The organism is Streptomyces sp. N35 (genome assembly GCF_016464295.1).
In the GTDB taxonomy this organism is placed as follows: domain Bacteria; phylum Actinomycetota; class Actinomycetes; order Streptomycetales; family Streptomycetaceae; genus Streptomyces.
The window spans coordinates 110,400-132,865 of sequence record NZ_JAEIMH010000011.1 but is presented as its reverse complement, the minus strand read 5'-3'; the positions used below and the strand labels follow the sequence as shown (position 1 = coordinate 132,865).

The following is a 22,466-nucleotide window of genomic DNA, read 5'->3' as shown; positions in this document are numbered from 1 at the left end:
AAGGGCGAGACCCAGGGCATCAAGACCTGGGACGACCTGTGCGGCAAGACCATCGCCGTACAGCAGGCCACGTTCGCACTCGACTTGGCGAACGACCAGGCCGAGAAGTGCGACGAGGACGGTGAACCTGCCCTGAAGATCGAGGACTTCCCGACCAATCCGGAGGCAGAGGTCCGGATGCGGGGTGCCGGCGCCGACGTGGTGGCGGCCGACTATCCCGTGGCCGCGTACAGCGTGAAGAACTCGGGCGGCGGCAAGAACTTCGAGATCGTCGGCGACCAGATCGAGGCCGGGCCCTTCGGTATCGCCGTGGCCAAGGGCAACGACCAGCTGCGCGACGCCCTCAAGGCCGCGCTCGACGCCGTCATCAAGAGCGGCGAGTACGAGAAGATCATCTCGAAGTGGGGCGTCGAGGACGGCGCCGTCACCGAAGCGGTCGTCAATGGTGGCAAGTGACGTGATGGTCTAAGCAAGGCCGAGGCACGCCGTCCTGGCGACGAAGCCATGGGGGTGAGGCCGCCGCCTCACCCCCATGGCGGCTTATCGGGGGCGGCCCGCATGCTCGACCAATGCGATCAGGACCTCCTTGCCGGAGGCGCGGTCGCGGGCGTCGCACAGCACCACCGGTGTGCCCGGGTCCAGGTCCAGGGCGGCGGTGATGGCCGCCGTCGTGTGGGCGCGTGCGCCGTCGAAGCAGTTGACCGCGACGACGAAGGGCAGGTGCCGGCGCTCGAAGTAGTCGACCGCCGGGAAGCAGTCCTGGAGTCTGCGGGTGTCGGCCAGCACCACCGCACCCAGGGCGCCGTGGGCCAGTTCGTCCCACAGGAACCAGAAGCGGTCCTGGCCCGGGGCCCCGAACAGATAGAGCGCCAGGTCGTCGCCGAGGGTGATGCGGCCGAAGTCCAGGGCGACGGTGGTGGTGGTCTTGGCGGCGGCATCGTCGAGGTGGTCCACCGGGCGGCCCGCCTCCGTCAGCACTTCCTCGGTGCTCAGCGGACGGATCTCGCTGACGGCGCCGATCAGAGTCGTCTTGCCGACTCCGAAGCCGCCGGCCACCAGGATCTTCAGCGCGGTGAAGTCGGCCGTGAAACCGCCCGCGTAGGCGTCAGAGCGCGCGGAGTCCATCGATCACTCTCCTGAGCAAGTGAGGGTCGGGCAGGCAGGCCGGTTCGACCTGCGGGCCCGCACTGAGCAGACCGGCGGCGAGCAGGTCGTCGAGCAGGACGCGGACCACACCCAGGGGAAGTCCGGCATCGGAGGCGACATCCGCCACCGTGCGCGGACGTGCGCACAGGCGGTGCAGCAGCTGCTGTTCCGGCGGCAGGGGCGGGCCGTGGGCGTGTGGCGCGACCGCCCGTACCACGGTCATCAGGTCGAACCTGCCGCTCGCGCGGGCCCGGCCACCGGTCATGGCGTACAGCCGCACCAAGGGCCCCGCCTCGTCGTCGTACCACTGGGGGACGGAGTCGTTCACGTGGCTCCCGAGCCGGCGCGAGCGGCGGTGCCGAGGTGCTCGCCGACCCGCTGGACCAGGCGGGCCATCTCATAGGCGACCAGACCGACATCGGCGTCCCCGGTGGCGAACACCGCCAGGCAGGACGAGTTCCCCGCGGAGACCACGAAGAGGAACCCCTCGCCCAGCTCGACGACGGTCTGGACCACGGGACCGGCCTCGAAATGGCGGCCCGCGCCCTTGGCGAGGCTGTGGAAGCCGGAGGCGATGGCCGCGAAGCGCTCCGCGTCCTCGCGGCGGACCCCTGAGGACACGGCCATCGCCAGCCCGTCCGACGAAAGAACAAGGGCCTCGCGGATCTCGGGTACACGCCTGGTCAACTCGTCCATGAGCCAGGTGAGTTCACCATGGGGGGAAGTGGCTCCGGTCATCAGTTGTCTTCTCCTCGGGACGGGGACGGACTGTCGTCGTGGAGCGGAGTCGTACGCCCGCGTTGCCAGCCGCTGCGCAGGGCGGTCATCGTGGCGCGGGCCTGGTCGGGCGTCCGCTGCGGCGGTGCGCCGCCGGACTGCGGTGGGGGTTCGGGGTGTTCCTCGCGCAAGGGCGCGGCCATGTGGGACTGGCGGATACGGCGGGGGAGTGCGGTCGTCTCGCCGGGGAGTGTCCCGGCGGGGGCCGGTCCCGTCGACGGCTTGGCGGGTGGCTCGGTGACGGGGGCGAGGATCAGGGTCGGGGCATCCGTATGCGGCTGGTGCGCAGGCGGGACGGGCAGCGAGCGGCGGCGCGGCAGCCCGGTGTCGTCTGCTCGGCGCGTCACGGGCACGGGGGCGGCTACCAGGTCCTCGGGAAGCAGGACGATCGCGCACACCCCTCCGTACACCGAGGCGCGCAGGGTGACGCGGATGTTCTGCCGGTGGGCGAGCCGGTTGACCACGAACAGTCCGAGGCGTTCGCTGTCGAGCAGGTCGACCCGGGCCGCGTCCTCGATGCGGCGGTTGGCCTCGCCGAGTGCGTCCCGCTGCATACCGAGCCCGCGGTCCTCGATCTCCAGCACCACTCCGGATCCGACGCGGTCGGCGCGTACGGTCACCTTGGTGTGCGGAGGCGAGAACGACGCGGCGTTCTCGACGAGTTCGGCCACCAGGTGGACCACGTCCGCGACCGCGGATCCGGGCACCCGCACGTCCGGGACCTCGCCGATGTCGACACGGGCGAAGTCCTCGACCTCCGCGGTCGCGGACCGTACGACATCGAGCAGCGGCACGGGATGGCGCCAGCCACGCCCGGGCGTCGAGCCGGACAGGATGATCAGGCTCTCGGCGTGCCGCCGCATCCGGGTGGTCAGATGGTCGATACGGAACAGGTCCTCCAGGTCCTCCGGATTCTCCACGCGCCGTTCCATGGCATCGAGCAGGCCGAGTTGGCGGTGCAGCAGCACCTGGCTGCGCCGGGCGAGACTGACGTACACCCCGGCGATACGTGACAGGACTTCGGCGCGCTGGGCGGACGAGCGCAGGGCGGCCCGTTCGACGGAGACAAGGGCTGCGCCGATCTGGGAGACCTCGTCTTCGCCGGGTGTGCGGGCGGGCGCGAGCTTGTCGATGTCCACTTCCCCGCCCTGGTGCAACTTCCGCATGGCGGCGGGGAGATCACGCCGTGCCAGGTCCAGCGCCTCGTCGCGCAGGCCGACGAGCTCGATGACCAGCGAACGGCCGATGCCGGCGGAGATCAGGAGAGAGAGCAGTACCGCGAACAGTCCGAGTACGACGGCCACACCGGCTCCGCCGAGTTCGTCGACGGAGTAGGGGTCGTGCTCCGCGGCCGGGCGGGTCAAAGCGCTGCTCCCCGCCTCCTGCAGGCCGTCGAGCACAGTCTGCGTGGGCCGGCCCCAGGTGCTCGCGGCGGGCGGTGCGCCGTCGGGCCCTGCGGCACGCACCTTGTCCTCCGTGGCGGTCAGGGCGCGGTATGCGTCGCCCGACAGGACCGCCCGGAAGACTTCCGCGTCCCGGAGTTCGAGGTCGGCCACGGCCGACCTCATCAGCTCACGGCGGGAGAGGACGGTGCCGGCGAACTCCTCGTGGGCGGCGGACGACATCCGGCCGGCCGCCCGTGCCGCACCGAGAAGTGAGTCCTCGCGGGCGAGCAGCTCACGCGCCCGGGCGAGATCGTGCAGGGTGCGCGCCTCCGAGGCGCCCGGTGGTGCGTGGACGGTACGGACCTGGGTCAGTGCTCCGTCGACGGCGAGCGCGTCCTCGATGACCGAGGTGTATGCGTCGTACGCGCCGGCCTCCGGCGATTCGCGCAGGGCGGGCAGCTCATCGACACCACGCAGCAACTCCGCGATCCGGCCGGGGAGTCGAGGGCTGAGGTCACCCGCGTCGGTGCTGCCCTCGTTCATTGCGGCGCGCAGCGCCCGGCTCGCCTGATCGGTGATGCGCTGCGCGGACCGCAGGTGCTTCTTCTGCGCCGCATCGGGGTCGGCGCCATAGCGGGCCGTCGTGGAGCGCTCGCGCTGCACCGCCGCGACGAACTGGTCGACGGGTTCGAGGAGTGTGGTGGTGACCTCGTCGAGCCGGCCGCGGTCGGAGATCTCGCGTGCGGTGGAGACGGTGGCCTGGGCCCACAGTGCCATCAAGGAGATCACCGGGACCATGAGCAGGCAGATGATCTTCGCTCGTACCGACTTGGGGCGTAGCCGCCTCAGTGCGCGCAGGCGCATGTGTGCCTCGTTCGACGGTTCGGTGGTGTGCGGGGAAAAGGGCAGGAGCCCGGGAGCTCAGAGGGCGGGAAGCTCGACGTCGTCCATCGGCTCGGCCACAGGGCGGCGACGGCGTGCCGCGGGGGAGAGAGCCACGAACGCCGAGGTGAGGAAGAGGAAGGAGCCGAGCGCGACGGCCAGCGGGAAGATGAACTCCATGGCCGTGGCGCCGGTCAACGGAGCGTGGTCCGGAGCGAGTTCGACGCTGACCGAGAACATGCCCGTGTAGTGCATGCTGCTCACCGCCGCGCCCATCACCAGGGAGGCGAGCACCGTGCCTGTGACGCCGCGGACGGTGAGTGCGGCCCACAGCGCGGCGGTGGCGGCGACGATGGCGATGACGACCGAGAGAGAGACCAGGGTGGTGTCGTAGGTGATTTCTCCGTGCAGCCGCAGCGCGGCCATGCCCAGGTAGTGCATGGCCGCCACACCGACTCCGGTGCCGATGCCGCCCGCGAGCAGTGGCCAGCGGCGGTCCTGGCCGAACAGGCCGACGGTGAAGAGTCCGGCGCCGACCACGGCGACGGCGATCAGCAGGCTGAGCAGGGTCAGCGACACGTCGTAGCGGATGGCGCTGCCGCCGACCGTGAAGCCCAGCATCGCGATGAAGTGCATCGTCCAGATACCGGAGCCGATCGCCACGGACGCCGTGAGCAGCCAGTTGCGCCGTGCGGCGCCCTCGGCGGCCAGGGCCCGCACCGTACAGCGCAAACCGAGGGCGGCTCCTGCGGCGGCCATGGCGTAGGCGACGACGGGCGACACCCAACCGGCGCCGAAATGCTCTGGATGGACCACGCTCTCCCTCTCCTGGTTGTGCCGGACCGGGGGACTCCGGCGCGGCGGCGAGGAAGCTAGCACGAGTAAATGGCTTGGAATCCAAGGCTGTTCAGGCGCTGGACGCGCAGGGCCTTGACCCTGCGCGTAGTTACCCATGCGTCCGGTGATGCCGCGGTACTCCGGCAGTTCGCCGACGCCCGGACTGCCGGGGTGAGGGGACGTCGGGGCGCGGCCGGCGGGGAGCGTTGCCGCCTGCCTTTTCCACAGCCCGGCGTGCGGGATTTCCGGTCCGGCGTGGTCGGTACAAACGGGGCACTCCTGGTGTTGCAGGGCCCCGGCGGACTGCCGGCCCCCTGACTTTCGTCAGGCATGCCCCCGTCCCTGGTCAGCACGCACCCCCATGCTCCGCTTCGAGACTCGTAAGGCCCCCTCTGTCCTCAGCGAGCTACCGAGGAACCTTCACGATGCCTCCCGCACCACCGCGCTACCTCGAAGTCGCGGACCAGATCCTGGGGCTGATCGAGGAGCAACAGGGCGGGTGTGACCTCAGGCTGCCCCCGGAGCGTGACCTCGCGGAGAACTTCGGCGTCCACCGCGAGACCGTGCGGCGAGCGCTGCGTCACCTGCGGACCCGCCGCAGGGTCTACGGCGACCACGACGGCACGTACGCCTACGTACAGGTGGTCCGGCCGGGCGCCAGTGCCGCCGCGCTGCTCGGTATTTCGGTGTCGTGCCGGCTGCGGTACGAAGCGCCGCCGCCGGACATCGCGAAGCTCCTGCCGTGCGCGCCGGGCGACTCCACCCTGGTGCACCGGCGCACCGTGCACATGGGCGGGGCGCCGCCGGCACCGATCGCCACGACATACCTGTCGCCTGTCCTGATCGCGGAGGTGCCCCGGCTGCGTGAGCGGATCCGGCAGATCAACGAACCGCGTCAGCCCGATCTGCGGGAGATCCACGAGTGGATCCTCGAAGCGGGACTGCGCCCCTCGCGGTACGACACTCCCAGCCGGAGCCGGTCGAAGCGGACGCGGCGGCGTGTGGTGGACCAGCACGGGCGGCTGTTGAGCGTTGCGGACTTGTGCCGCGGGGGCGCGGACTGAGGATGCGGGAGCGGGGCCGGAGCCGAGCGGGAGCGGGAGCGGGAGCAGGGGCCGGAGCCGGAGCCGGCACCGCGCCCTGATCAGGTTCCGGCCCCGACGCTCAGTCCCGGTCAAGCCCCGCGCGGTACGCAAGGGTCGCGGCCCGCACACGGCTGTCCGCGTCGAGCTTGGCCAGCACATTGCTGACGTATCCCTTCACCGTGCCCTCGGTGGTGCCCAGTTCGGCGGCGATATCCGCGTTCGTCAGACCGCGCGCCAGCAGGCGCAGTACGTCGCGCTCCCGGGCGCTGAGCGTGGCCAGCCGACGCTGTTCCTCGGGTGTGGCCGTGGTGGTCCGCCCGGCGCGCGCGTCCAGCAGGCGCCGGGCCACCGCCGGACCGAGCGTGGCGTTTCCGGCGTGGACCTCGCGGATGGCGCGCAGCAGGTCGTCGGGCGGCGTGTCCTTGAGCAGGAAGCCGACCGCACCCGTGCGCAGCGCCTCGGCCACCTGGGCGTCCTCGTGGAAGGTGGCCAGCACGATCACCCGGGGCGGGCGGGGCGTGCGCAGCAGTTCGGGCAGCGCGGCGAGTCCGTCCACGTTCGGCATCCGGATGTCGAGGAGGACCACGTCGGGGCCGAGCTCGCCGGCAAGGGCCACGGCCTGGGCGCCGTCGGCGGCCTCACCGCAGACCTCCATGTCACCGCTGGATTCGATGATCCATGTCAGTCCGCGGCGGGTGATCGCGCTGTCGTCGGCGATCAGTACCCGGATCGTCATGGCGTTCCTGAAGTGTCGTGGGCGGTGGGCGGCCGGTGGTGCGGGATGAACGCCTCCACCACATAGCCGCCGTCATACGGTCCGGTGACCAGCGTGCCGCCGAGCAGGCCGACCCGCTCGGCGAGCCCCGGCAGACCGCGGCCCCCGCTGGGCAGTTCGGGCGACGCGGGCCGCGTGGGTGCGGTGTTGAGGACGCGGAGTGCGACCCCGTCCCTGCGGCAGTCCACCTCCACCCGTACGGGCGCCCCGGGCGCGTGCTTGGCGGCGTTGGTGAGGGATTCCTGCACCACGCGCTGCAGGGCGCGCCGCATCGGGTACGGCAGGAGTTCGGGGTGGCCGTTGACCGCGAGCTCCGCCGCCTGGCCGTGCGCTCGGGCCCCCTCGACCAAGGTGCGCAGATCGGCGTCGGACTGCTCGAGGGACCCGGGCCGCTCCCGCCCGGCCGGATCGAGTACGTCCAGGATCTCGCGCAGTTCTTCGAGCGCTTGGCGGCCGTCCCTGCGGATACGTTCCACGGTCCGCGTGATCTCCGGCCGGTCGGCGGCCGGTCCCACCTGCAGCGCGCCCGCGGCGAGCACGATGTTGCTCACCCGGTGGCCCACCACGTCGTGCATCTCCCGTGCGATGCCCGCGCGTTCATCGGCCCGGGCCCGCTCGGCGAGCAGCTCCTGCTGCCGGCGCAGATCCGCGAGGTGCTCCTCGGCGGCGGCCACCAGATCACGTCGTACCCCGACCGCGTAGCCGACCATGAGCGGGCCGATGATCATCGCAAGTGAGTAGGCGGCCTCCCGCACCCCCGCCTCGGGCAGCCCGCCGCGCAGCCCGATCAGACCGGCCGCGAACCCCGCGACGGCGAAGCCCGCGAGCGCAGGGAGGCGACGCCGGTACCCCCCGCGGACGGTGAACAGGGCGATGCCCAGGGTCACGGGAGTGAAGCCCACCCCGTACGCCGCCATCACGACGCCGGTGACTGCGCCCGGCCAGCGCCGGCGCCACCACAGCGCGGTGGCGACGGCGGCGGAGACGAGGGCGATCACCGGGGTGGGCAGCCCGGTGAGCAGACCGCTGTAGGGCTTGACCCAGGAGTCGGCGAATCCGATGGTGACCGCCGCTGCCGTCACCGCCGTGTCGATCCGGCGCGGCGTCCAGCGGGACGGCGAAGGGCCGTGCATGCCGCCAACGTAGATCAGCCGCGCCCCGCATGGGCCGTCGGGCCGTGCGGTGCTCACCCGTTCGGCCCGGCGCCGCGCAGTGCCCCGCGTCGGCGGCCCCACGATGGGGTGCATGATCACAGTCCTGCTCGCCGACGACGATCCCGCCGCACGGCAGAGCCTGCGGACCATCGTCGACTCCAGCGGCGATCTGCGGGTGGTGGCCGAGGCGTGGGACGGGCGTTCCGCGATCGACCAGGCGCGGGTGCTGCTGCCCGACCTCGTGCTCATGGACATCCGGATGCCGGGCACCGACGGTATCGCCGCCACGCGGGCCCTGCGGCGTCTGCCCGCGCCGCCCGCGGTCGTGGCCCTGACCGCCTTCGGCGACGACGCGTATGTGGAGCAGGCCCTGGCCGCCGGCGCGGTGGGCTTCCTGCTCAAGGACACCCCGCCGGGTGAACTCCTGGGCGCGCTGCGCAATGTGGCGCAGGGCGGTGCGGTGTTCGCCCCCGCGGTCACCGGCAAGGTCATCGACGTCATGACCGGCGACGGTCCACAGGCGGCCCTGGTGCAGTCGCTGACCGATCGCCAGTTGGACGTGTTGCGGCTGCTCGCCCACGGTCTGTCGAATCAGGAGATCGGCGCAGAACTGGGGATGACGGAGGGCACCGTCAAGGGCCACGTCTCGCAGATCCTGGAGCGCCTGGGCGCCGCCAACCGGGTGGCGGCAGCGCGTATCGCCTATCGCGCCGGGCTGTGCGACCAGTGAGCCGTGCGGTCGGGACGGTCGGGACCCGCCTGACCGGGGGTGACTTTCGACAGGTGCGTACCCGCCGAACGCCGGCGAGCGGCGTCGTACCGCCGAGGAGACTGGAGAGGCACCGCACGGCGCAGCGTTCCCCCGTGATACGCGTCGTGCGGTGTTTCAGCTGCCAATTGCGTGTGCTTCCTGCCCCGGACGCGCACAGGCGGCGTTCCCGGGCGCCCCATGTCCCCCGTGCCGGAAGCCCGGGACAGCGACGGCGCCCGCACCCCGTTCGGTGCGGGCGCCGTGTCTTCGAAACCGAGGCTCCGCCTAAGAGCGGGCCGAACCCTTAGCGGCGAGCCTCCTCGAACCGGCCCACCCAGTAGGCCGTACGGTCCAGATACGCCGTCTCCGCAGCCTCACCCGTCTTCCCGTACGCCCCGTCGAAGGTCAGATAGCCGTGGCCGCCCGGTGGTGAACTGTCCGCGGGTTCGATGGAGCTGCCCTCGTGCCACTCGTTGAACGACGTCACCGACACCCACGACGGAGAGCCGCCGATCGCCGGGTCCAGGGCGTTGTTCCACTGCTTGTCGTAGGCCGCACCGTCCGCACGGTCCACCGTGGGCGTGGTGTTGCCCGGCACCGCACGGTCGTCCAGGTACCCGGGTGCGACCGACGGCGCCCAGACCAGACCGTTGGCCCGCGCATAGTCCCCGGCCTGCTTCCAGCCGGGAGCGGTGGCCCCCGCGATGCCGTCGTAGGTGTACAGACCCGAGAAGTGCGCGATCTTCGTGGTGTCGGTGGTCTGCGCGAGCACGATGCTCGTGTCCGTCACCTCGTCGAGCGCCGACCAGTCGGTGATCCGCAGGCTCTCGAAGACGTAGAACGCGGACTTCCCGCCGTGCTCCGCCGAGCGGTAGAAGGCCGGGTGGCCGCCGTAGGCGGCGTTGATGTACTCGATGTCGTCCACCGTCGATTCCGCGGTCCGTTCCCCGTACGGCTCCAAGTGCCAGGCGACCTTGATGCCTTCCTTCGCGGCCGCGTCGAGGACACCCTTCGCGAGCTGGTCCTCGTAACCGCCGCGGCCCCACCAGCTGTAGACGATCACGCCGGCGCCGGACTGCTTCACCCACCGCATGTGCTGCGCCACGACGGCCGCCATGTCGCCGGAGTCGTACGGGCCGAGCGCCGGGTAGAAGTCGGCGCCGATGTCCTCGGGCGGGGTGTGCCCGCCCTGGGGCCAGTGCCGCCAACTGCCGTGCACCGCCGGGCTTCCGTACCAGGGGTAGTAGAAGAGATGCACGTTCGCCGACCCGGCCTCGGCGGTCGGTTCGGTGGTCAGCGAGAAGGTGTCGAGGTCGAACAGTGCGCCCGAGCCGCCCGTGAACCGGAGGACGAGCGGTCCTGATCCGGAGCCGCTCAGCTCCGCGGTCACGGTCGTGAACGTCTCCCAGCCGCCGGTCACCGGCACCTGCACCGACCCCAGGAGCGTCCCGTCGGCCGTGCCGGAGCGGATCTCGACGGTGCCGCCCGCACCGGCCGAGGACACCTTCGCGGTGAAGCGGCGCGCGCCCTCGGTGGACACGCTCGCGTACGCGGCCCAGTCGCCGTTGTCGATGTAGCCGAGAGTCTGCCCACCGCTGGCCGGTGCATGAGCTGCGCTCTGCACCCCGGAGCCCGAGGTGAACGACTCGGCCTCCACCGTCGCCGCGCCCGGCTTGGGCGAGCAGTCCGCCGGTGCCTGCCCGGCCGCGTACCGGACCGCGCCGAGCAGCAACGCCCGGAAGGCGGGATCGGCGTACGACTCGGCGGTATGCCCGAGCCCGGTGTAGAAGGAACGCCCCTGCCCCTGCGCGTGGCACCAGGTGATGGGGTGGTCGCCCGCCATCTCCCCGCCGCTGTACGTGGATTCGTCCAGCGACTGGAGCACCCGCACCCCGGCCCGCGGATCGGCGCGGTAGTTGTACCACTCGTCAGTCCGTGACCAGGTGGCACCCAGGTGCGCGGTCGCCGGGTGGCCGCGGTCCTCGTTGACGACGGTGGCCTGCTGGATCGCGGGATGGCTCTTGAACCACGCCCCGACCAGCTGTCCGTAGTACGGCCAGTCGTACTCGGTGTCTGCCGCGGCGTGCACGCCGACGTAACCGCCGCCGGAATCCACGTACGACTGCAGAGCGCCCTGTTGTGCGTCGGTGAGGACGTCGCCCGTGGTGTTGAGGAAGACCACGGCCTCGTATCCGGACAGGCTCTGCTCGGAGAAGACCGACGAGTCCTCGGTCGCCGTGACGGTGAACTCGTTCTGCCCGCCGAGCGTTCGCAGTGCTTCGATGCCGGCCGGGATCGCATCGTGCCGGAACCCGGCCGTCTCGGAGAAGACCAGAACCTCGAAGGGCGCTGCGGCGGCCGAGGGGACGGGGGCGGCCGAGGAGACGGGTGCGATCAGCGTCGCGGCGAGTGCGAGCACCAGGGCGGCGGGCCCGCGCCGCAGACGTTTGCGGAGGTTCCTCATCGTCAACGTCCTTTCTTCGCGCGGGTGGTGGTGCCGAGAGTGAAGGCGTCGACGTCGAAGAGGTTGCCCTGACCGGTCGGGCCCTTGAAGACCAGCACCAGGTCCGTGGTGCCCGAGGGCGCTCGGGACAGGTTCGTCGACACGTTCTGGAAGTTCTCCCAGCCGCCGGTCACCGGCACGTTCACCGCGCCGAGCAGGGTCCCGGCCGGTGAGCCGGCGCGGATTTCGAGGGTGCCGCCCGCGCCGCCCGAGGAGATCCGGGCGGTGAAGGAGGTGACGTCGCCCAGTGCGTACGGCTTGAAGGAGATCCAGTCGCCGTCGTCCGTGAACCCGACGGTGTGGGCGCCCTCGGCCGGCCCGTGCGCGGCGAGTTGGATGCCGGACTGGGCGGAGAAGTGCTCGGCCTGCCGGTGGCGCGGCTGCAGGACGCGCTTGCTGTGCGTGGTCAGGCCGGCCTCGTCGGTGTACTCGGCGTCGAAGACGCCGTACAGGTTCGCCGCACTGTCGTGCTCGCCGTCGGCCGGCACCGCGATCGTGCCGCTGCAGCCGTTCTTCGAGGTGATCGCATGCTCATGGCTGTCGTGCCCGAGCAGATAGGTGACCTCGACCCTCGCGCAGTCGATCGCACCGTCCTCCGGATCGCTCACGCTCACCTCGAACGGGACGGTGTCGCCGAAGGAGAAGAGCTGACCGTCGAGCGGCTTGGCCAGGGTGACGGTGGGGGCCGTGTTTCCCGCTGTGATCACCAGGCTGAAGGAGCCGGTCAGGCCCTCCGGATCCTTCACGGTGAGCGTCGGACGATACGTGCCCTGCGTGGTGTACGTATGCGAGGGGCTGGCCTCCGTCGAGGTGGAGCCGTCGCCGAAGTCCCAGTGGTACGTGAGGGGTTGGCCCTCGGGGTCGGAGCTGCCCGCGGACGAGAACGCCACGGTCAGCGGCAGCGCGCCGGAGGTCTTGTCGGCGACGGCCTTCGCGATCGGGCTGCGGTTGCTGCCCGCCAGGTAATCGATGCGGTACAGCGCCTGGTTGTTGGAGCCTGTCCCGTAGTCGAGGACGTACAGCGCGCCGTCCGGGCCGAAGTCGCTGTCGATGATCTGTGTGCCGGTCCAGGGGAAGTCCTCGATCACGCCGGGCGAACCGTCGCCCTTCACCTCGATCGCCTTGATCCACTTGCGGCCGTACTCGGTGGCGAAGAACCGGCCGTCCAGGGACTGCGGGAACTTCACGTCCGAGTCCAGCGCCGGGTCGTAGCGATAGACCTCGCCGCCCATCGGCGACTCGGAGCCGCTGCCGAACTCCGGCGGCGAACCCTCCCAGCCGTAGGTGATCCAACTGGCCTTCGCGGGCGGCAGCTCGGACTGCCCGGTATTGCGGAACGAGTTGTTCGTCGGCCCGCCCGCGCAGTCGTACTTGGCGCCGGAAGGGCCACTGGGGAAGGTGAACTCGTTGTACGTCTCGTTGGTGGTGTTGGTGCCGGTGCAGTACGGCCAGCCGAAGTTGCCCGGACCGGTGACCCGGTCGAACTCGACCTGGCCGCCGGGGCCCCGGTTCGCGTCGCCGCCGCCCGCGTCGGGACCGTAGTCGCCGAGGTGGACGATGCCGGTCGCCTTGTCGACGTTCATACGGAACGGGTTGCGGAAGCCCATCGCGTAGATCTCGGGCCGCGTGTTCGCCGTACCCGGGGTGAAGAGGTTGCCCGACGGGATCGTGTAGCCGCCGTCGGCGGTCGGCTTGATGCGCAGCAGCTTGCCGCGCAGGTCGTTGGTGTTCCCGGAGGAGCGCTGGGCGTCGAACTGAGGGTTGCGGTCGGTGCGTTCATCGATCGGCGCGTACCCGCTGGAGTCGAACGGGTTGGTGTCGTCGCCGGTCGTCAGATACAGGTTCCCGGCGGCGTCGAAGTCGATGTCGCCGCCCACGTGGCAGCACTGGCCGCGGTCGTTGGCCACCTCGAGCACGACCTTCTCGCCGGCCATGTCGAGAGTGTTGTCGGACTTGAGCGTGAACCGGGAGAGGTTGAGATGCCCCTTCCACGCCTCGAAGTCGGCCGCGCTGCCGGTCACCGGGGCGTCGCCGCCGGGGGTGTTGAGCTTGGGGGAGTAGTACACGTAGACATGGCGGCTCGTGGCGAAGTCCGGAGCCGCCGCGATGCCTTGCAGCCCCTCCTCGTCATGCGTGTACACGTCCAGCTTCCCGGCCGTCGTGGTGCTGCCCGCGGCATCGGTGAAGCGGATCGTGCCGTCGCGCGCGGTGTGCAGGACCGAGCGGTCCGGCAGCACGGTGAGCGACATGGGCTCGCCCAATTCAGCGCCACCGGTGGCGAGTTGGACCTGCTGATAGTCCGCGGGCGGAATGTCCGGCACGGCCGGGGAGGCCGGGACCGACGCGACGGTGCCGCCGGTCAGGACGAGGGCGAGTGCGCTGAGCAGTCTCAGCCCCGTACGAGGGCGTGAGGGCATGGGGCATCCTCCTGACGCTTGGGGGTGTGTCAGGCAGGGCGCGCGCTGGCCGCGCTTGCTGCGGGTGTGACGTGGTGGGGCTGGCGGTGTGCCTTGCGCGTGCTGTGGGGTGTGCCTTGCGGGTGCGGCAAAGTGCGCGTTGCGAGTGCGGCGACTGAGCGCCTTCCCGGCGATGCGTGAATTGCGTGTTCAGTGCGGCTGATTGCGCAGAACTGCGAACGTCTTGCATGCTGGCGATGCCACCCGTCATTTGTCAAGGGCCTGTCAAAAATGCTGTGTGCACGGAACCGCCGGCAAGGCGGCCGAGCCAAGGTGGCGGAGCCGAGGTGGCCGAGCCAAGGCGGCCGAGGCTCAGGCAGCACCCTCCCTTGGCGCGGGCAAGACTGGGTAGAGGCCGCCACGCGCCGGCCTCACCACGCCTGCCGCCACACGCTTACCGACGCGGAGGAGTACCGCTTCCCATGCATATCGATCTGACGGGACGTACCGCCCTGGTTACCGGCTCCACCCAGGGCATCGGCGCCGCCATCGCCACCGAACTGGCGCGCGCGGGAGCGCGCGTCGGCATCAGCGGCCGGACCGAGGTACGCGTACACGAAGCCATCGGGCGGATCCGGGGCGCGGTACCGGACGCCGACCTGGTGCCGGTGGCCGCCGACGTCACGACCGCGGACGGTGCGCGGCAGGTCGCGGAGGCGCTGCCGCGGGTGGACATCCTGGTGAACAACCTCGGTATCTTCGGACCGGCCGACCCGCTGGACATCAGCGACGACGAATGGCGGCGCTACTTCGAGGTCAACGTGCTGGCCGCGGTACGGCTCATCCGTCAGTACCTGCCCGGCATGACCGAGCGGCGCTGGGGCCGGATCCAGAACATCGCCAGCGACTCCGCGGTGGTGATCCCCGCGGAGATGATCCACTACGGCATGTCGAAGACGGCGCTGCTCGCGGTCACCCGGGGCTTCGCGAAGCAGGCCGCAGGCTCGGGCGTGACCGTGAACTCGGTGATCGCCGGCCCCACGCACACCGGGGGCGTGGAGGACTTCGTGTACGAGTTGGTCGACCGGAACCTGCCGTGGGACGAGGCCCAGCGCACCTTCATGCGCGAGCATCGCCCGCAGTCGTTGCTGCAGCGCCTGATCGAACCCGAGGAGATCGCCCACATGGTCGTGTACCTCGCGTCGGACCAGGCGAGCGCCACCACAGGGGGCGCGCTGCGGGTGGACGGCGGATACGTGGACTCGATCCTGCCCTGACAGGGGGGCGTGGTGCGGATCCGCTCCTGTCCTGGCCGCGGGATCGTGGTGCGGATCCGCCCCTGCCCTGGCAGCGGGATCGCCGTGCGGATTCGATCCGGCCCTGACAGAGAAGCCGCGCCGTCCTACAGTCCCCGCATGACCACGCCCGCGTCTCCTTCGAACCCTCTGCACCACCTCGCGTCGGACCCCACCGGCGCCTCCCTGGGGCTGTCGCTGCCCGCGGGCTCGACGACCTGCGACACCATCGAGGGCACCTGGCACGAACCGCTGCTGTGGGTGTCCGATTCGCCCGCGTCATCCGGGAGTTGGGCCGCACTGCGACCCGCGCGGGCACTCGGACTCCTTCCGGTGCTCATAGGCCCCGACATGAGCGTACGAGGAGGCAGCGACCTGGCCCCGGAGACCGTGTCGCGCCCCGGGGACCACGACGCCGTCGAGGTGCTGGCCGGGCACTGGGCCCGGCGTCCGATCCGACCGGCCTACCGCCATATCCGCGCACCCTTCGGCGCCGCATGGCCCGGCCTCGCCCAAGCCGTGCGCCACGCGCCCGACGTGCCGGAGACCGCCGCCGAGCATGTCGCACGGCTGATGCTCGAGCCCGGCCCCGACCAGTACGACTTCGACGGGCAGACCTCGTGGATCGCCCTGGTTCCGGCGCGCCGGAGCGCCGACATACCGGCTGCCATCGGCTGGAGTTGGGCCGCCGACTATGAACGCGACGTCGCCCGCCTGTGCGCCGTCCTGCGCACCTGGGAGGACCGGTTCGGCGCCCGGGTGGTGGTGGCGGGCTGCGCACTGATCGTGTCCGCGGCCGCCCCGCCGACCACGCGGGGTGAGGCGGAACTGCTGGCCGCCGAGCACATGGCGTTCTGCCCGGACGCGCTCGCGAACTTCGGCATGAGCACCATCCGCGAGTACGCCACTTACCTGCTGACCGCCCCGTACTGGACGTTCGGGTGGGACTGAGGCCGCCACAAGATCCGTCGGACAAGTCCCTGGGCCGGACGCTCCGGCAGGCACGGTTCATCCGTCCACGGAGTCCTCGGCCTCCCAGCGAAGCAGGTCGCCCGGCTGGCACTTGAGCACCTCGCAGAGCGCGGCCAGCGTCGCGAAGCGCACCGCCTTGGCGCGGCCGTTCTTGAGGACCGCCAGGTTGGCGGGAGTGATCCCCACACGGTCGGCGAGTTCACCCACGGACATCTTGCGCTTGGCCAGCATCACGTCGATGTCGACGGCGATCGGCATCAGATCACCTCGTCCAGCTCGGCCTGCATCTGGGCCGCTTCGGCGTCGCGGGCGACGGCCTGGGCGAGCAGCATCCGCAGCACGAGCACGATGAGCGCGACTCCCAGGATGGCCAGGCCGATCCCGCCCATGATGAGGGTGACTCCGGGGTCCTCCCGCTGGCCGGGCGCGTTGAGGGCCGTGACCGCGAACCAGACGAGAGCGGCCGCGACGATCGCGCCGATGATGCCGTCCACGTATCGGAAGGCGGCGGGGGAGAAGACGGTTCCGCGTCGCACCATCGTCACCAGCCGCCATACGCAGACCAGGGCGACCTGGGCCGCCCCGATGCCGAGGATCGTGATCACGCGCAGCGGGGTCAGCGGGAGTGATCCGTCCTCCGGGTCGTTCCCGCTGATCAGCGCCCACAGCATCAGTGCCTGTACGCACACGGTGCCGGTGAGCACCACCACGAGTACGGCGCGCAGCGCCCGCACTGCCAGTTTTCCCATGACCCATCCTTCCATCGATCTGCGATGGAAATCTATCGAATATCGATAGATCAAGCAAGGGGGATGGAGCGTCGGGCGGGCGGCTCGTCCAGAGCCCGAGGCCGTCAGCGCCCGACCGTGTCACCGTCCGCGCCATCCCCCTGCGCGAGCAGCAGGAGGTGCCCGCCGTGATGGAGTGGTGTGTCCAGCTTCAGGCGGGTGGCCTCGCCGGCGGATCGCGCGTCCACGACATGGACTTCGCCATGACCCCCGCGGGTGACCGCCACCCAGTCCGCGCCTGGTGACGCGGCCACGGCGCGGCGCTGGACGCCCTCCCAGGGTGTGGAGCCGCGGGCCGGGGCGCCCTCCATCGGTGGCAGCCCGGTGCGCCGGAGGGTTCCGTCGTCGCTCAGCAGGATCAGTTCGTCGCCGTCGGGGTGGATGCGGGCGAACGCGGCATGCTCCTGAGCGAGGGCCAGCCGGAAGACGAGTCCGGGGCCGAGGTCGGTCAGTGACGTGGCGTCCGTGTCCAGTTCGCAGGTCCATGCGTGGTTGGTCCACTCCGGCCAGCGCAACGGATCGGCGGGTCCGCCGCGCAGAGTCGACCGGAGCGCCCTGCGCCGCGTATCGAGGCGCAGGTACCAGCCGCGGGCAGCTCCGCCCCACGGGATCACCGGCTCCGCGATGAGGCCGTCAACTTCCCGGCGTGCCCGGTGCACCCCCGCGCCGGTGGCCGCGAACACCCGGTCGTGGACGGGGTCTTGGGCGTCACCGTGGCCGTCGTCCGGCAGCGGAAGCGAGGCGGCCGGCTCTACCCGCGGGCACCCGGGTGCCGCGGCGAGCAGGTCGGCGAACCGGTGGACGGCCAGCGCGCCCGGCTCCCGGTGGCGCAGGACCACGAGCGGATCGTCGGACCCGAGGACCGTCACGCCGGGCTCGCCTCGGCGCGTACGAACGCGGGCGGCGTCCCCCGTGGCCAGGTCGACGACGGTCAGCAGGTCCGACCAGGGCTCGGGGTTCTTGCCGAGTCCGGTTGTGACGGCCACCCACCGTCCGCCCGGATCTGCCGCCAGATGCTCGGCCGGCACCGCCACCGGGACGGTGGCCGCCACCAGGTCGCGACCGTAAGGGTCGAGTACGAGGAGTTCGCCGCGGCGGTCGTCCACGCAGGCCACCCGTCCGCCCGGCAGGGCCAAGAACCCTGCGTGCTCCGAGAGGTGACGCCCTGTCAGGCGGCCCGCCTCGATGCCGTCCGGCACCGTCACCACCTGGACGCACCCCTCGATGTGGTCGGAGACGAGGAGCAGCGGGTCGGCGGTCATGGCGGGCCTCCATCGGCGTGCGGGAGCGGACCGTCCGCCCGTCGAGGCTTCGCAGGGCGGAACGATCGGGGATGTATATGAAAATGATTATCATGTATGGTCGGCCGCGTTCCGAACATGCGAGAAGAAAGTGGGGGCATCGATGCTGCGCTCGATCTCGAGAGCTGTCCGATGCGGGATCGCCGCCGCGGTCCTGGGTTCCGTCCTGGTGGGATGCGGCGGTGACGCCGAGCCGGCCACGACGGATAAGGCGCAGGGGGAGAAGACCGATGTGACGGTCGAACCGATCGAGGTGACAAGGGAGTTGACGGATGCCAACGGCGTCAAGATCTCCCTGGAGAAGAAGCCGGAGCGGATCGTGTGTCTGGTCGCCCTGTGCGACGACATCCTGACCGAGCTCGGCATCGTCCCCACCGCCACCAACAACGAACTCCTCGCCCAGCCCGGCTTCCTGGGCAAGGAGAAGGCGAAGCAGGTCGAGGTGATCCCCGGCGGCTTCATCGCACCGGAGGTCGAGGCGATCCTGTCCCACAAGCCCGACCTGGTGATCGGCCTCGAGGACACCCACGGCAAGCTCGCGCCCGCGCTGAAGGGGGCCACCACCTTCTGGCCCGTACAGCCCGGGAAGTGGCAGGACAGCGTGAGCTATCTGCGGGATGTCGCCGCACTCACCGGCCGTACGGCACAGGGCGAGAAGGCGGAGAAGGCGTTCCGCACCAAGCTGGCCGAGGCCGAGCGGACCAGGAGCGACAGGACCGCACTCATCATCTACGGGAGCGACGAGAACTTCGGCGTCGCCACCCCGGGCACGGACGTGGCCGCCGGACTCTTCCCTAAGCTGGCCGACTATCCCTGGAAGTCCCGTGGCGTGGACGGCAGTTACAGCCTCGAAGAGATCCTCGCGCAAGGCGTGGACGTGCTCTTCGTCGAGACCATGAGTTTCGGCGAGGCGGACGGCAAGCTGTCCGAGAAGCTGGCGAAGAACCCGCTGTGGGGGAAGATTCCCGCCGTCAAGAACGGTGACGTCCACGAGGTCAACTCGGAGATCTGGGCGAAGGGCCGCGGCACCCGCTCCCTCGGCATCGTCCTCGACGAGGCCGCGGCCGCGCTGAAGTGAGCGTGCGGGCGGCGATATCCGAAACGAAGGCACCGGCCCCCGGGCCCGACGGGCATCCGGCCGAGCCCGCGCGACGGCGGACGGGGTCCCAGCTCCTGGTCCTCGGTGTCCTGCTGGCCGTCGCGTCATGGTGCGCCCTGAGCCTGGGCACGCCCTACGTGCCGCCGCACCGGCTGTTCGGGGGCGACGAGATCACTCAGGTGGTCGTCTGCGAACTCCGCGTACCCCGGCTGGTGTTGGCACTGCTCGCCGGCGCCTGCCTGGGGGCGGCCGGACTCGTACTGCAGGAGGCGCTGCGCAACCCCCTGGCCGTCCCCGAGATGCTGGGCGTCTCGTCCGGCGCGGCGCTCGGGGTGGCCGCACCGCTGGTGCTCGCCGTGGCCGTGCCCGCCGCCGTCCAGCCGCTGCTCGCCATCGGCGGGGCGGCGCTGGGCGGCGGACTCACGCTGCTCGCGGCGGGGCTCGGGCGCAGCCCGTCCGCCGTACTGCTCACCGGTGCCGCCGTCGCGGCGGCGCTGCAGGCCGCGCTGCTGGTCCTGATGGTGATGGCCGATCAGCTCGATCTGCAGCTGATCTACCGGTACTTGCTCGGCTCGCTGTCGGCGCGCACCTGGGAGGACGTCACCGGCCTGTGGCCGTGGCTCCTGATCGCGCTTCCGGCGCTTGTGCTGTGCGCGCCGGTGCTCGCGGTGCTCCGTCTCGGCGACGACGACGCCGAAGCTCTCGGCGTACGAGCACGGCGGGCCCGGTTCGCGGCGCTGGCCGTCGCCGTGGTGCTGATCGCGCCCGTGACCGCGGTGTGCGGACCCGTCGCGTGGGTGGGCTTCCTCGCGCCGCAGCTGGCCCGCAGGCTCAACCCCCGCTCCGACGCGGTGGGTTGGCTGCCCTGGTCGGCGGCCTGGGGCGCGGTCGTCGTCGCCCTCGCGGACGTACCGGCCCGGCTCGCGCTCGCGCCGGTGGAGATCCCGGTCGGCGCCTGGACGGCCCTGCTCGGGGTGCCGGCCGGGGTCGCCCTGCTGAGGAGGGCGCGATGAGGGAGAGGGCACGGGTGACGGAGGGGGCAGGAGCGACGAAGGGGATGCCGAAGACCGAGGTCGTACGGCCGACGCGGAGGGTGCGGGCCAAGGGGGAAGAACCGGTGGCGCGGACCGCACGGACGGTGAGGCGCTTCGGCGTACTCGCCGGGCTCATCCTGGCCGCCACCTGCGCATCGCTCCTGTCCGGGCGGGCCATGTCCCCCTCCGTGGCCTGGGACGTACTGTCCGGCGGGGGCGGCACGATGGACCGGCACGTGCTGTTCAACCTCCGCGTGCCCCGCCTCCTCGTGGCGCTCGGGGCGGGCGGCTGTCTCGGTGTCGCGGGTCTGGTCCTGCAGTCGGCGCTCCGCAATCCGCTGGCCGGACCCGAGGTCACGGGTGTGACGCCGGGCGCCGTACTCGGGGCGGTCACGGCGACCGGGCTCGGCCTGGCGGGCTGGCAGTCACCGCTCGCCGTGGTCATCGCGGCCCTCGCGGGCGGTCTGGCCGGGGCCGGCCTCCTATGGCTCCTCGCCGGACGCGGCCGTGCGGATCCCGCACAGACCGCCGTGCACGGAGTGCTCGTCTCCGCCGTACTCGGCGGACTCACCGCCATGGTGCTGCTCGTCGCCCCGGGCGAACTGGGCAGCGTGGTCCAGTGGCTGGTCGGCACCACCGAAGGCCGCGTATGGGAGCACTGGCACCTCCTGTGGCCCTGGGCGCTCGCCTGGGGAGTCGTGGCCTGGCTGTGTGCCGGGCCGCTGACCCTGCTGCGCTGCGGCGACGAACTCGCCGCCGCGGCCGGCCTGTCGGTCGTACGGGCCCGGTCCCTGGCGCTGCTGTGCGCCGTGGCGCTGACGGCGGGCGCCGTGGCCTCCGTGGGAGCCCTCGGCTTCGTCGGTCTGCTCGTGCCGCATGTCGCCGTGGCGGTGTTCGGCGCCGACCTGCGTCTCGCGCTGCCCGGGGCGGCGCTGCTGGGAGCGGTCGTGGTGTGCGGCGCGGACGCCGCCGCGCAGGCACTGTCGCGGCTGCTCGCCCTGGCCCTCGACTCCGACCGGCTGACCGTGCCCGTCGGAGCGCTCACCGCGTGTGTGGGCGCGGTGCTGTTGCTGATCGTCGTACGCCGCACGCCCGCCCAGGACTTCTAGGCCGCTGCGGTCACGAAGGCCCTTTGCCGCGGAGACGCATCCCGGCGCGGTCGGCGCCCCAAGGGCCCTTGTCGCAAAGAACAGTTAAGGACGGCTAAGGACAGTTGAGGTCACAGCATGAGTGAACCCGTGGGCATCCGCGTAGAAGGAGTCCACTTCGGATACCCCGGCCGCCCCGTCCTGCGCGGCGTCGACGTGGCCGTCGAACCGGGAGAGCTGACCGCTCTCGTCGGCCTCAACGGCTGCGGCAAGTCGACCCTGTTGCGGATCGTCGCCGGGCTCCTTCGGCCCGGTGAGGGGCGGGTCCTGGTGGGCGGTCACGACCTGGCCCGGCGCTCGCGGCGTGCCACGGCCCGCCATGTGGCGCTGCTGCACCAGTCGGCCCCGGCGGTACCCGGGATGACCGTACGGCAGCTCGTACGGCAAGGGCGGTACGCGGCGCGCGGCCCGCTCGGCATGCTGCGCGAGGGCGACGACGCCGTGGTGCGCCGCGCCTTGGACGATGTCGGTGTGGCGGACTGGGCCGAACGGCCCGTCGACGCGCTCTCCGGCGGCGAACGGCAGCGGGTGCGCCTGGCCATGGCGCTCGCCCAGGACACCCGCGTACTGCTGCTCGACGAGCCGACCACGTACCTGGATCTGCACCATCAACTCGACGTCCTGCAAACGGTGGTGAGGCTGCGCGAGGAGCGCGGCCTGACCGTGGTCATGGTGCTGCACGACCTGGCGCACGCCGCCCGCTTCGCCGAGCGGATCGTCGCGCTGCGGGACGGCGGTGTGGTGGCCGACGGGCCGCCGAAGGAGGTCGTCACGCCCGGGTTCCTCGCGGACGTGCTGCGGGTCGCGGGCCGCGTCGGGCGGGACCCCGAGGGGGATTGGCCGGTGTGTTACCCAGATCACCCGCTGCGCTCTTTCAAATGACAATCATATTCAATAACGTTCTCGCGTGGTGATCGACCGATCGCCGCAACTCCCTTGTGATGGAGGAAAGTTCATGAAGGACGACCAGGTCTTCACGCCGATCGCCGACCCCGGCCAGCTGGCCCACGACTCGGCCTCCCACTCCAACGCTCTCGTCGAGAACCCCTTCGACGCCACCGAGGAGTGACCGAGGGCTGACCCTCGCTCGCGGGCCCGCCGACTGCCTCTCGGTGGGCCCGCGTGCCAAGTCCCTTTG

At 71.3% G+C, this 22,466-nt stretch carries 22 protein-coding genes; 10 read left to right on the top strand and 12 right to left on the bottom strand.

Features of this window, described 5'->3' with window-relative positions; translation table 11 throughout:
* Positions 1-456, top strand: a 456-nt coding sequence (locus JAO81_RS09150; protein WP_199547298.1) for a transporter substrate-binding domain-containing protein, incomplete at its 5' end; no start/stop codon positions are given.
* A gap of 84 nt (positions 457-540) precedes the next feature.
* Here the strand turns inward: JAO81_RS09150 and JAO81_RS09145 are convergent.
* Genes JAO81_RS09145 through JAO81_RS09125 form a run of 5 tightly spaced genes read right to left on the bottom strand, consistent with a single transcriptional unit; the run spans position 541 to position 5,006 of the window.
* Positions 541-1,125, bottom strand: coding sequence for an ATP/GTP-binding protein (locus tag JAO81_RS09145; RefSeq protein WP_199547297.1), 585 nt, complete (start codon positions 1,123-1,125; stop codon positions 541-543).
* The gene (locus JAO81_RS09140; RefSeq protein WP_199547296.1) at positions 1,106-1,474 is read right to left on the bottom strand and encodes a DUF742 domain-containing protein; all 369 of its coding nucleotides are present in this window, start codon (positions 1,472-1,474) and stop codon (positions 1,106-1,108) included. The genes JAO81_RS09145 and JAO81_RS09140 overlap by 20 nt, the downstream gene beginning before the upstream one ends.
* Positions 1,471-1,884, bottom strand: a complete 414-nt coding sequence (locus JAO81_RS09135) for a roadblock/LC7 domain-containing protein (RefSeq protein WP_199547295.1) — start codon at positions 1,882-1,884, stop codon at positions 1,471-1,473. Before JAO81_RS09135 ends, JAO81_RS09140 begins: the two co-directional genes overlap by 4 nt.
* Complete coding sequence (locus JAO81_RS09130; RefSeq protein ID WP_199547294.1) at positions 1,884-4,172, bottom strand: nitrate- and nitrite sensing domain-containing protein; 2,289 nt, start codon at positions 4,170-4,172, stop codon at positions 1,884-1,886. The genes JAO81_RS09135 and JAO81_RS09130 overlap by 1 nt, the downstream gene beginning before the upstream one ends.
* Positions 4,173-4,229: 57 nt before the next feature.
* Positions 4,230-5,006 carry an MHYT domain-containing protein gene (locus JAO81_RS09125; protein WP_374194274.1) on the bottom strand — a complete coding sequence of 259 codons (777 nt, stop codon included), beginning with the start codon at positions 5,004-5,006 and terminating at the stop codon, positions 4,230-4,232.
* A 446-nt stretch (positions 5,007-5,452) separates the two neighbouring features.
* Between JAO81_RS09125 and JAO81_RS09120 the strand changes: the two genes are divergently transcribed.
* On the top strand, positions 5,453-6,091 hold the full coding sequence (locus tag JAO81_RS09120; RefSeq protein WP_199547293.1) for a GntR family transcriptional regulator: 639 nt from the start codon (positions 5,453-5,455) through the stop codon (positions 6,089-6,091).
* A gap of 100 nt (positions 6,092-6,191) precedes the next feature.
* On the opposite strand, the gene JAO81_RS09115 is transcribed toward JAO81_RS09120, so the two are convergent.
* Together JAO81_RS09115 and JAO81_RS09110 are read right to left on the bottom strand one after the other, a co-directional pair.
* Positions 6,192-6,848 (bottom strand): response regulator transcription factor, encoded by a 657-nt coding sequence (locus JAO81_RS09115; protein WP_199547292.1) that lies wholly within the window; start codon positions 6,846-6,848, stop codon positions 6,192-6,194.
* Positions 6,845-8,020 carry a sensor histidine kinase gene (locus JAO81_RS09110; protein WP_199547291.1) on the bottom strand — a complete coding sequence of 392 codons (1,176 nt, stop codon included), beginning with the start codon at positions 8,018-8,020 and terminating at the stop codon, positions 6,845-6,847. Before JAO81_RS09110 ends, JAO81_RS09115 begins: the two co-directional genes overlap by 4 nt.
* A 112-nt stretch (positions 8,021-8,132) precedes the next feature.
* Between JAO81_RS09110 and JAO81_RS09105 the strand changes: the two genes are divergently transcribed.
* Positions 8,133-8,771, top strand: coding sequence for a response regulator transcription factor (locus JAO81_RS09105; RefSeq protein ID WP_199547290.1), 639 nt, complete (start codon positions 8,133-8,135; stop codon positions 8,769-8,771).
* A gap of 325 nt (positions 8,772-9,096) precedes the next feature.
* Here JAO81_RS09105 and JAO81_RS09100 read toward each other — a convergent pair whose 3' ends face one another.
* Both JAO81_RS09100 and JAO81_RS09095 read right to left on the bottom strand, forming a co-directional pair.
* Complete coding sequence (locus tag JAO81_RS09100) at positions 9,097-11,256, bottom strand: ThuA domain-containing protein (RefSeq protein WP_199547289.1); 2,160 nt, start codon at positions 11,254-11,256, stop codon at positions 9,097-9,099.
* A gap of 2 nt (positions 11,257-11,258) precedes the next feature.
* On the bottom strand, positions 11,259-13,712 hold the full coding sequence (locus JAO81_RS09095) for a carbohydrate-binding protein (RefSeq protein ID WP_199547288.1): 2,454 nt from the start codon (positions 13,710-13,712) through the stop codon (positions 11,259-11,261).
* Positions 13,713-14,173: 461 nt separating this feature from the next.
* On the opposite strand from JAO81_RS09095, the gene JAO81_RS09090 reads away from it, so the two are divergent.
* Together JAO81_RS09090 and JAO81_RS09085 are read left to right on the top strand one after the other, a co-directional pair.
* On the top strand, positions 14,174-14,968 hold the full coding sequence (locus JAO81_RS09090) for an SDR family NAD(P)-dependent oxidoreductase (RefSeq protein ID WP_199547287.1): 795 nt from the start codon (positions 14,174-14,176) through the stop codon (positions 14,966-14,968).
* Between the two features lie 138 nt (positions 14,969-15,106).
* Entirely contained in the window at positions 15,107-15,937 is an 831-nt protein-coding gene (locus JAO81_RS09085; protein ID WP_199547286.1) for a DUF4253 domain-containing protein, read from the top strand.
* A 57-nt stretch (positions 15,938-15,994) separates the two neighbouring features.
* Here the strand turns inward: JAO81_RS09085 and JAO81_RS09080 are convergent, their stop codons facing one another.
* The 3 genes from JAO81_RS09080 to JAO81_RS09070 all read right to left on the bottom strand — a co-directional run bounded on the left by JAO81_RS09080 (position 15,995) and on the right by JAO81_RS09070 (position 18,008).
* Complete coding sequence (locus JAO81_RS09080) at positions 15,995-16,216, bottom strand: helix-turn-helix transcriptional regulator (protein WP_199547285.1); 222 nt, start codon at positions 16,214-16,216, stop codon at positions 15,995-15,997.
* Positions 16,216-16,707 carry a DUF2975 domain-containing protein gene (locus JAO81_RS09075; RefSeq protein ID WP_199547284.1) on the bottom strand — a complete coding sequence of 164 codons (492 nt, stop codon included), beginning with the start codon at positions 16,705-16,707 and terminating at the stop codon, positions 16,216-16,218. The genes JAO81_RS09080 and JAO81_RS09075 overlap by 1 nt, the downstream gene beginning before the upstream one ends.
* 104 nt (positions 16,708-16,811) lie before the next feature.
* On the bottom strand, positions 16,812-18,008 hold the full coding sequence (locus JAO81_RS09070) for a hypothetical protein (RefSeq protein WP_199547283.1): 1,197 nt from the start codon (positions 18,006-18,008) through the stop codon (positions 16,812-16,814).
* Between the two features lie 142 nt (positions 18,009-18,150).
* Here JAO81_RS09070 and JAO81_RS09065 point away from each other — a divergent pair, with 142 nt between their 5' ends.
* The 5 genes from JAO81_RS09065 to amiA all read left to right on the top strand — a co-directional run bounded on the left by JAO81_RS09065 (position 18,151) and on the right by amiA (position 22,397).
* Entirely contained in the window at positions 18,151-19,125 is a 975-nt protein-coding gene (locus tag JAO81_RS09065) for an ABC transporter substrate-binding protein (RefSeq protein ID WP_199547282.1), read from the top strand.
* A gap of 113 nt (positions 19,126-19,238) precedes the next feature.
* The gene (locus tag JAO81_RS09060) at positions 19,239-20,159 is read left to right on the top strand and encodes an iron ABC transporter permease (RefSeq protein ID WP_199547309.1); all 921 of its coding nucleotides are present in this window, start codon (positions 19,239-19,241) and stop codon (positions 20,157-20,159) included.
* 44 nt (positions 20,160-20,203) lie between these two features.
* Entirely contained in the window at positions 20,204-21,289 is a 1,086-nt protein-coding gene (locus tag JAO81_RS09055; protein ID WP_199547281.1) for an iron ABC transporter permease, read from the top strand.
* A gap of 117 nt (positions 21,290-21,406) precedes the next feature.
* Positions 21,407-22,210, top strand: a complete 804-nt coding sequence (locus tag JAO81_RS09050; RefSeq protein WP_199547280.1) for an ABC transporter ATP-binding protein — start codon at positions 21,407-21,409, stop codon at positions 22,208-22,210.
* Positions 22,211-22,283: 73 nt separating this feature from the next.
* Positions 22,284-22,397: a streptamidine family RiPP gene (gene amiA, locus JAO81_RS43355; RefSeq protein WP_267912995.1), complete on the top strand. Its 114-nt coding sequence runs from the start codon at positions 22,284-22,286 to the stop codon at positions 22,395-22,397.
* Positions 22,398-22,466 lie beyond the last annotated feature (69 nt).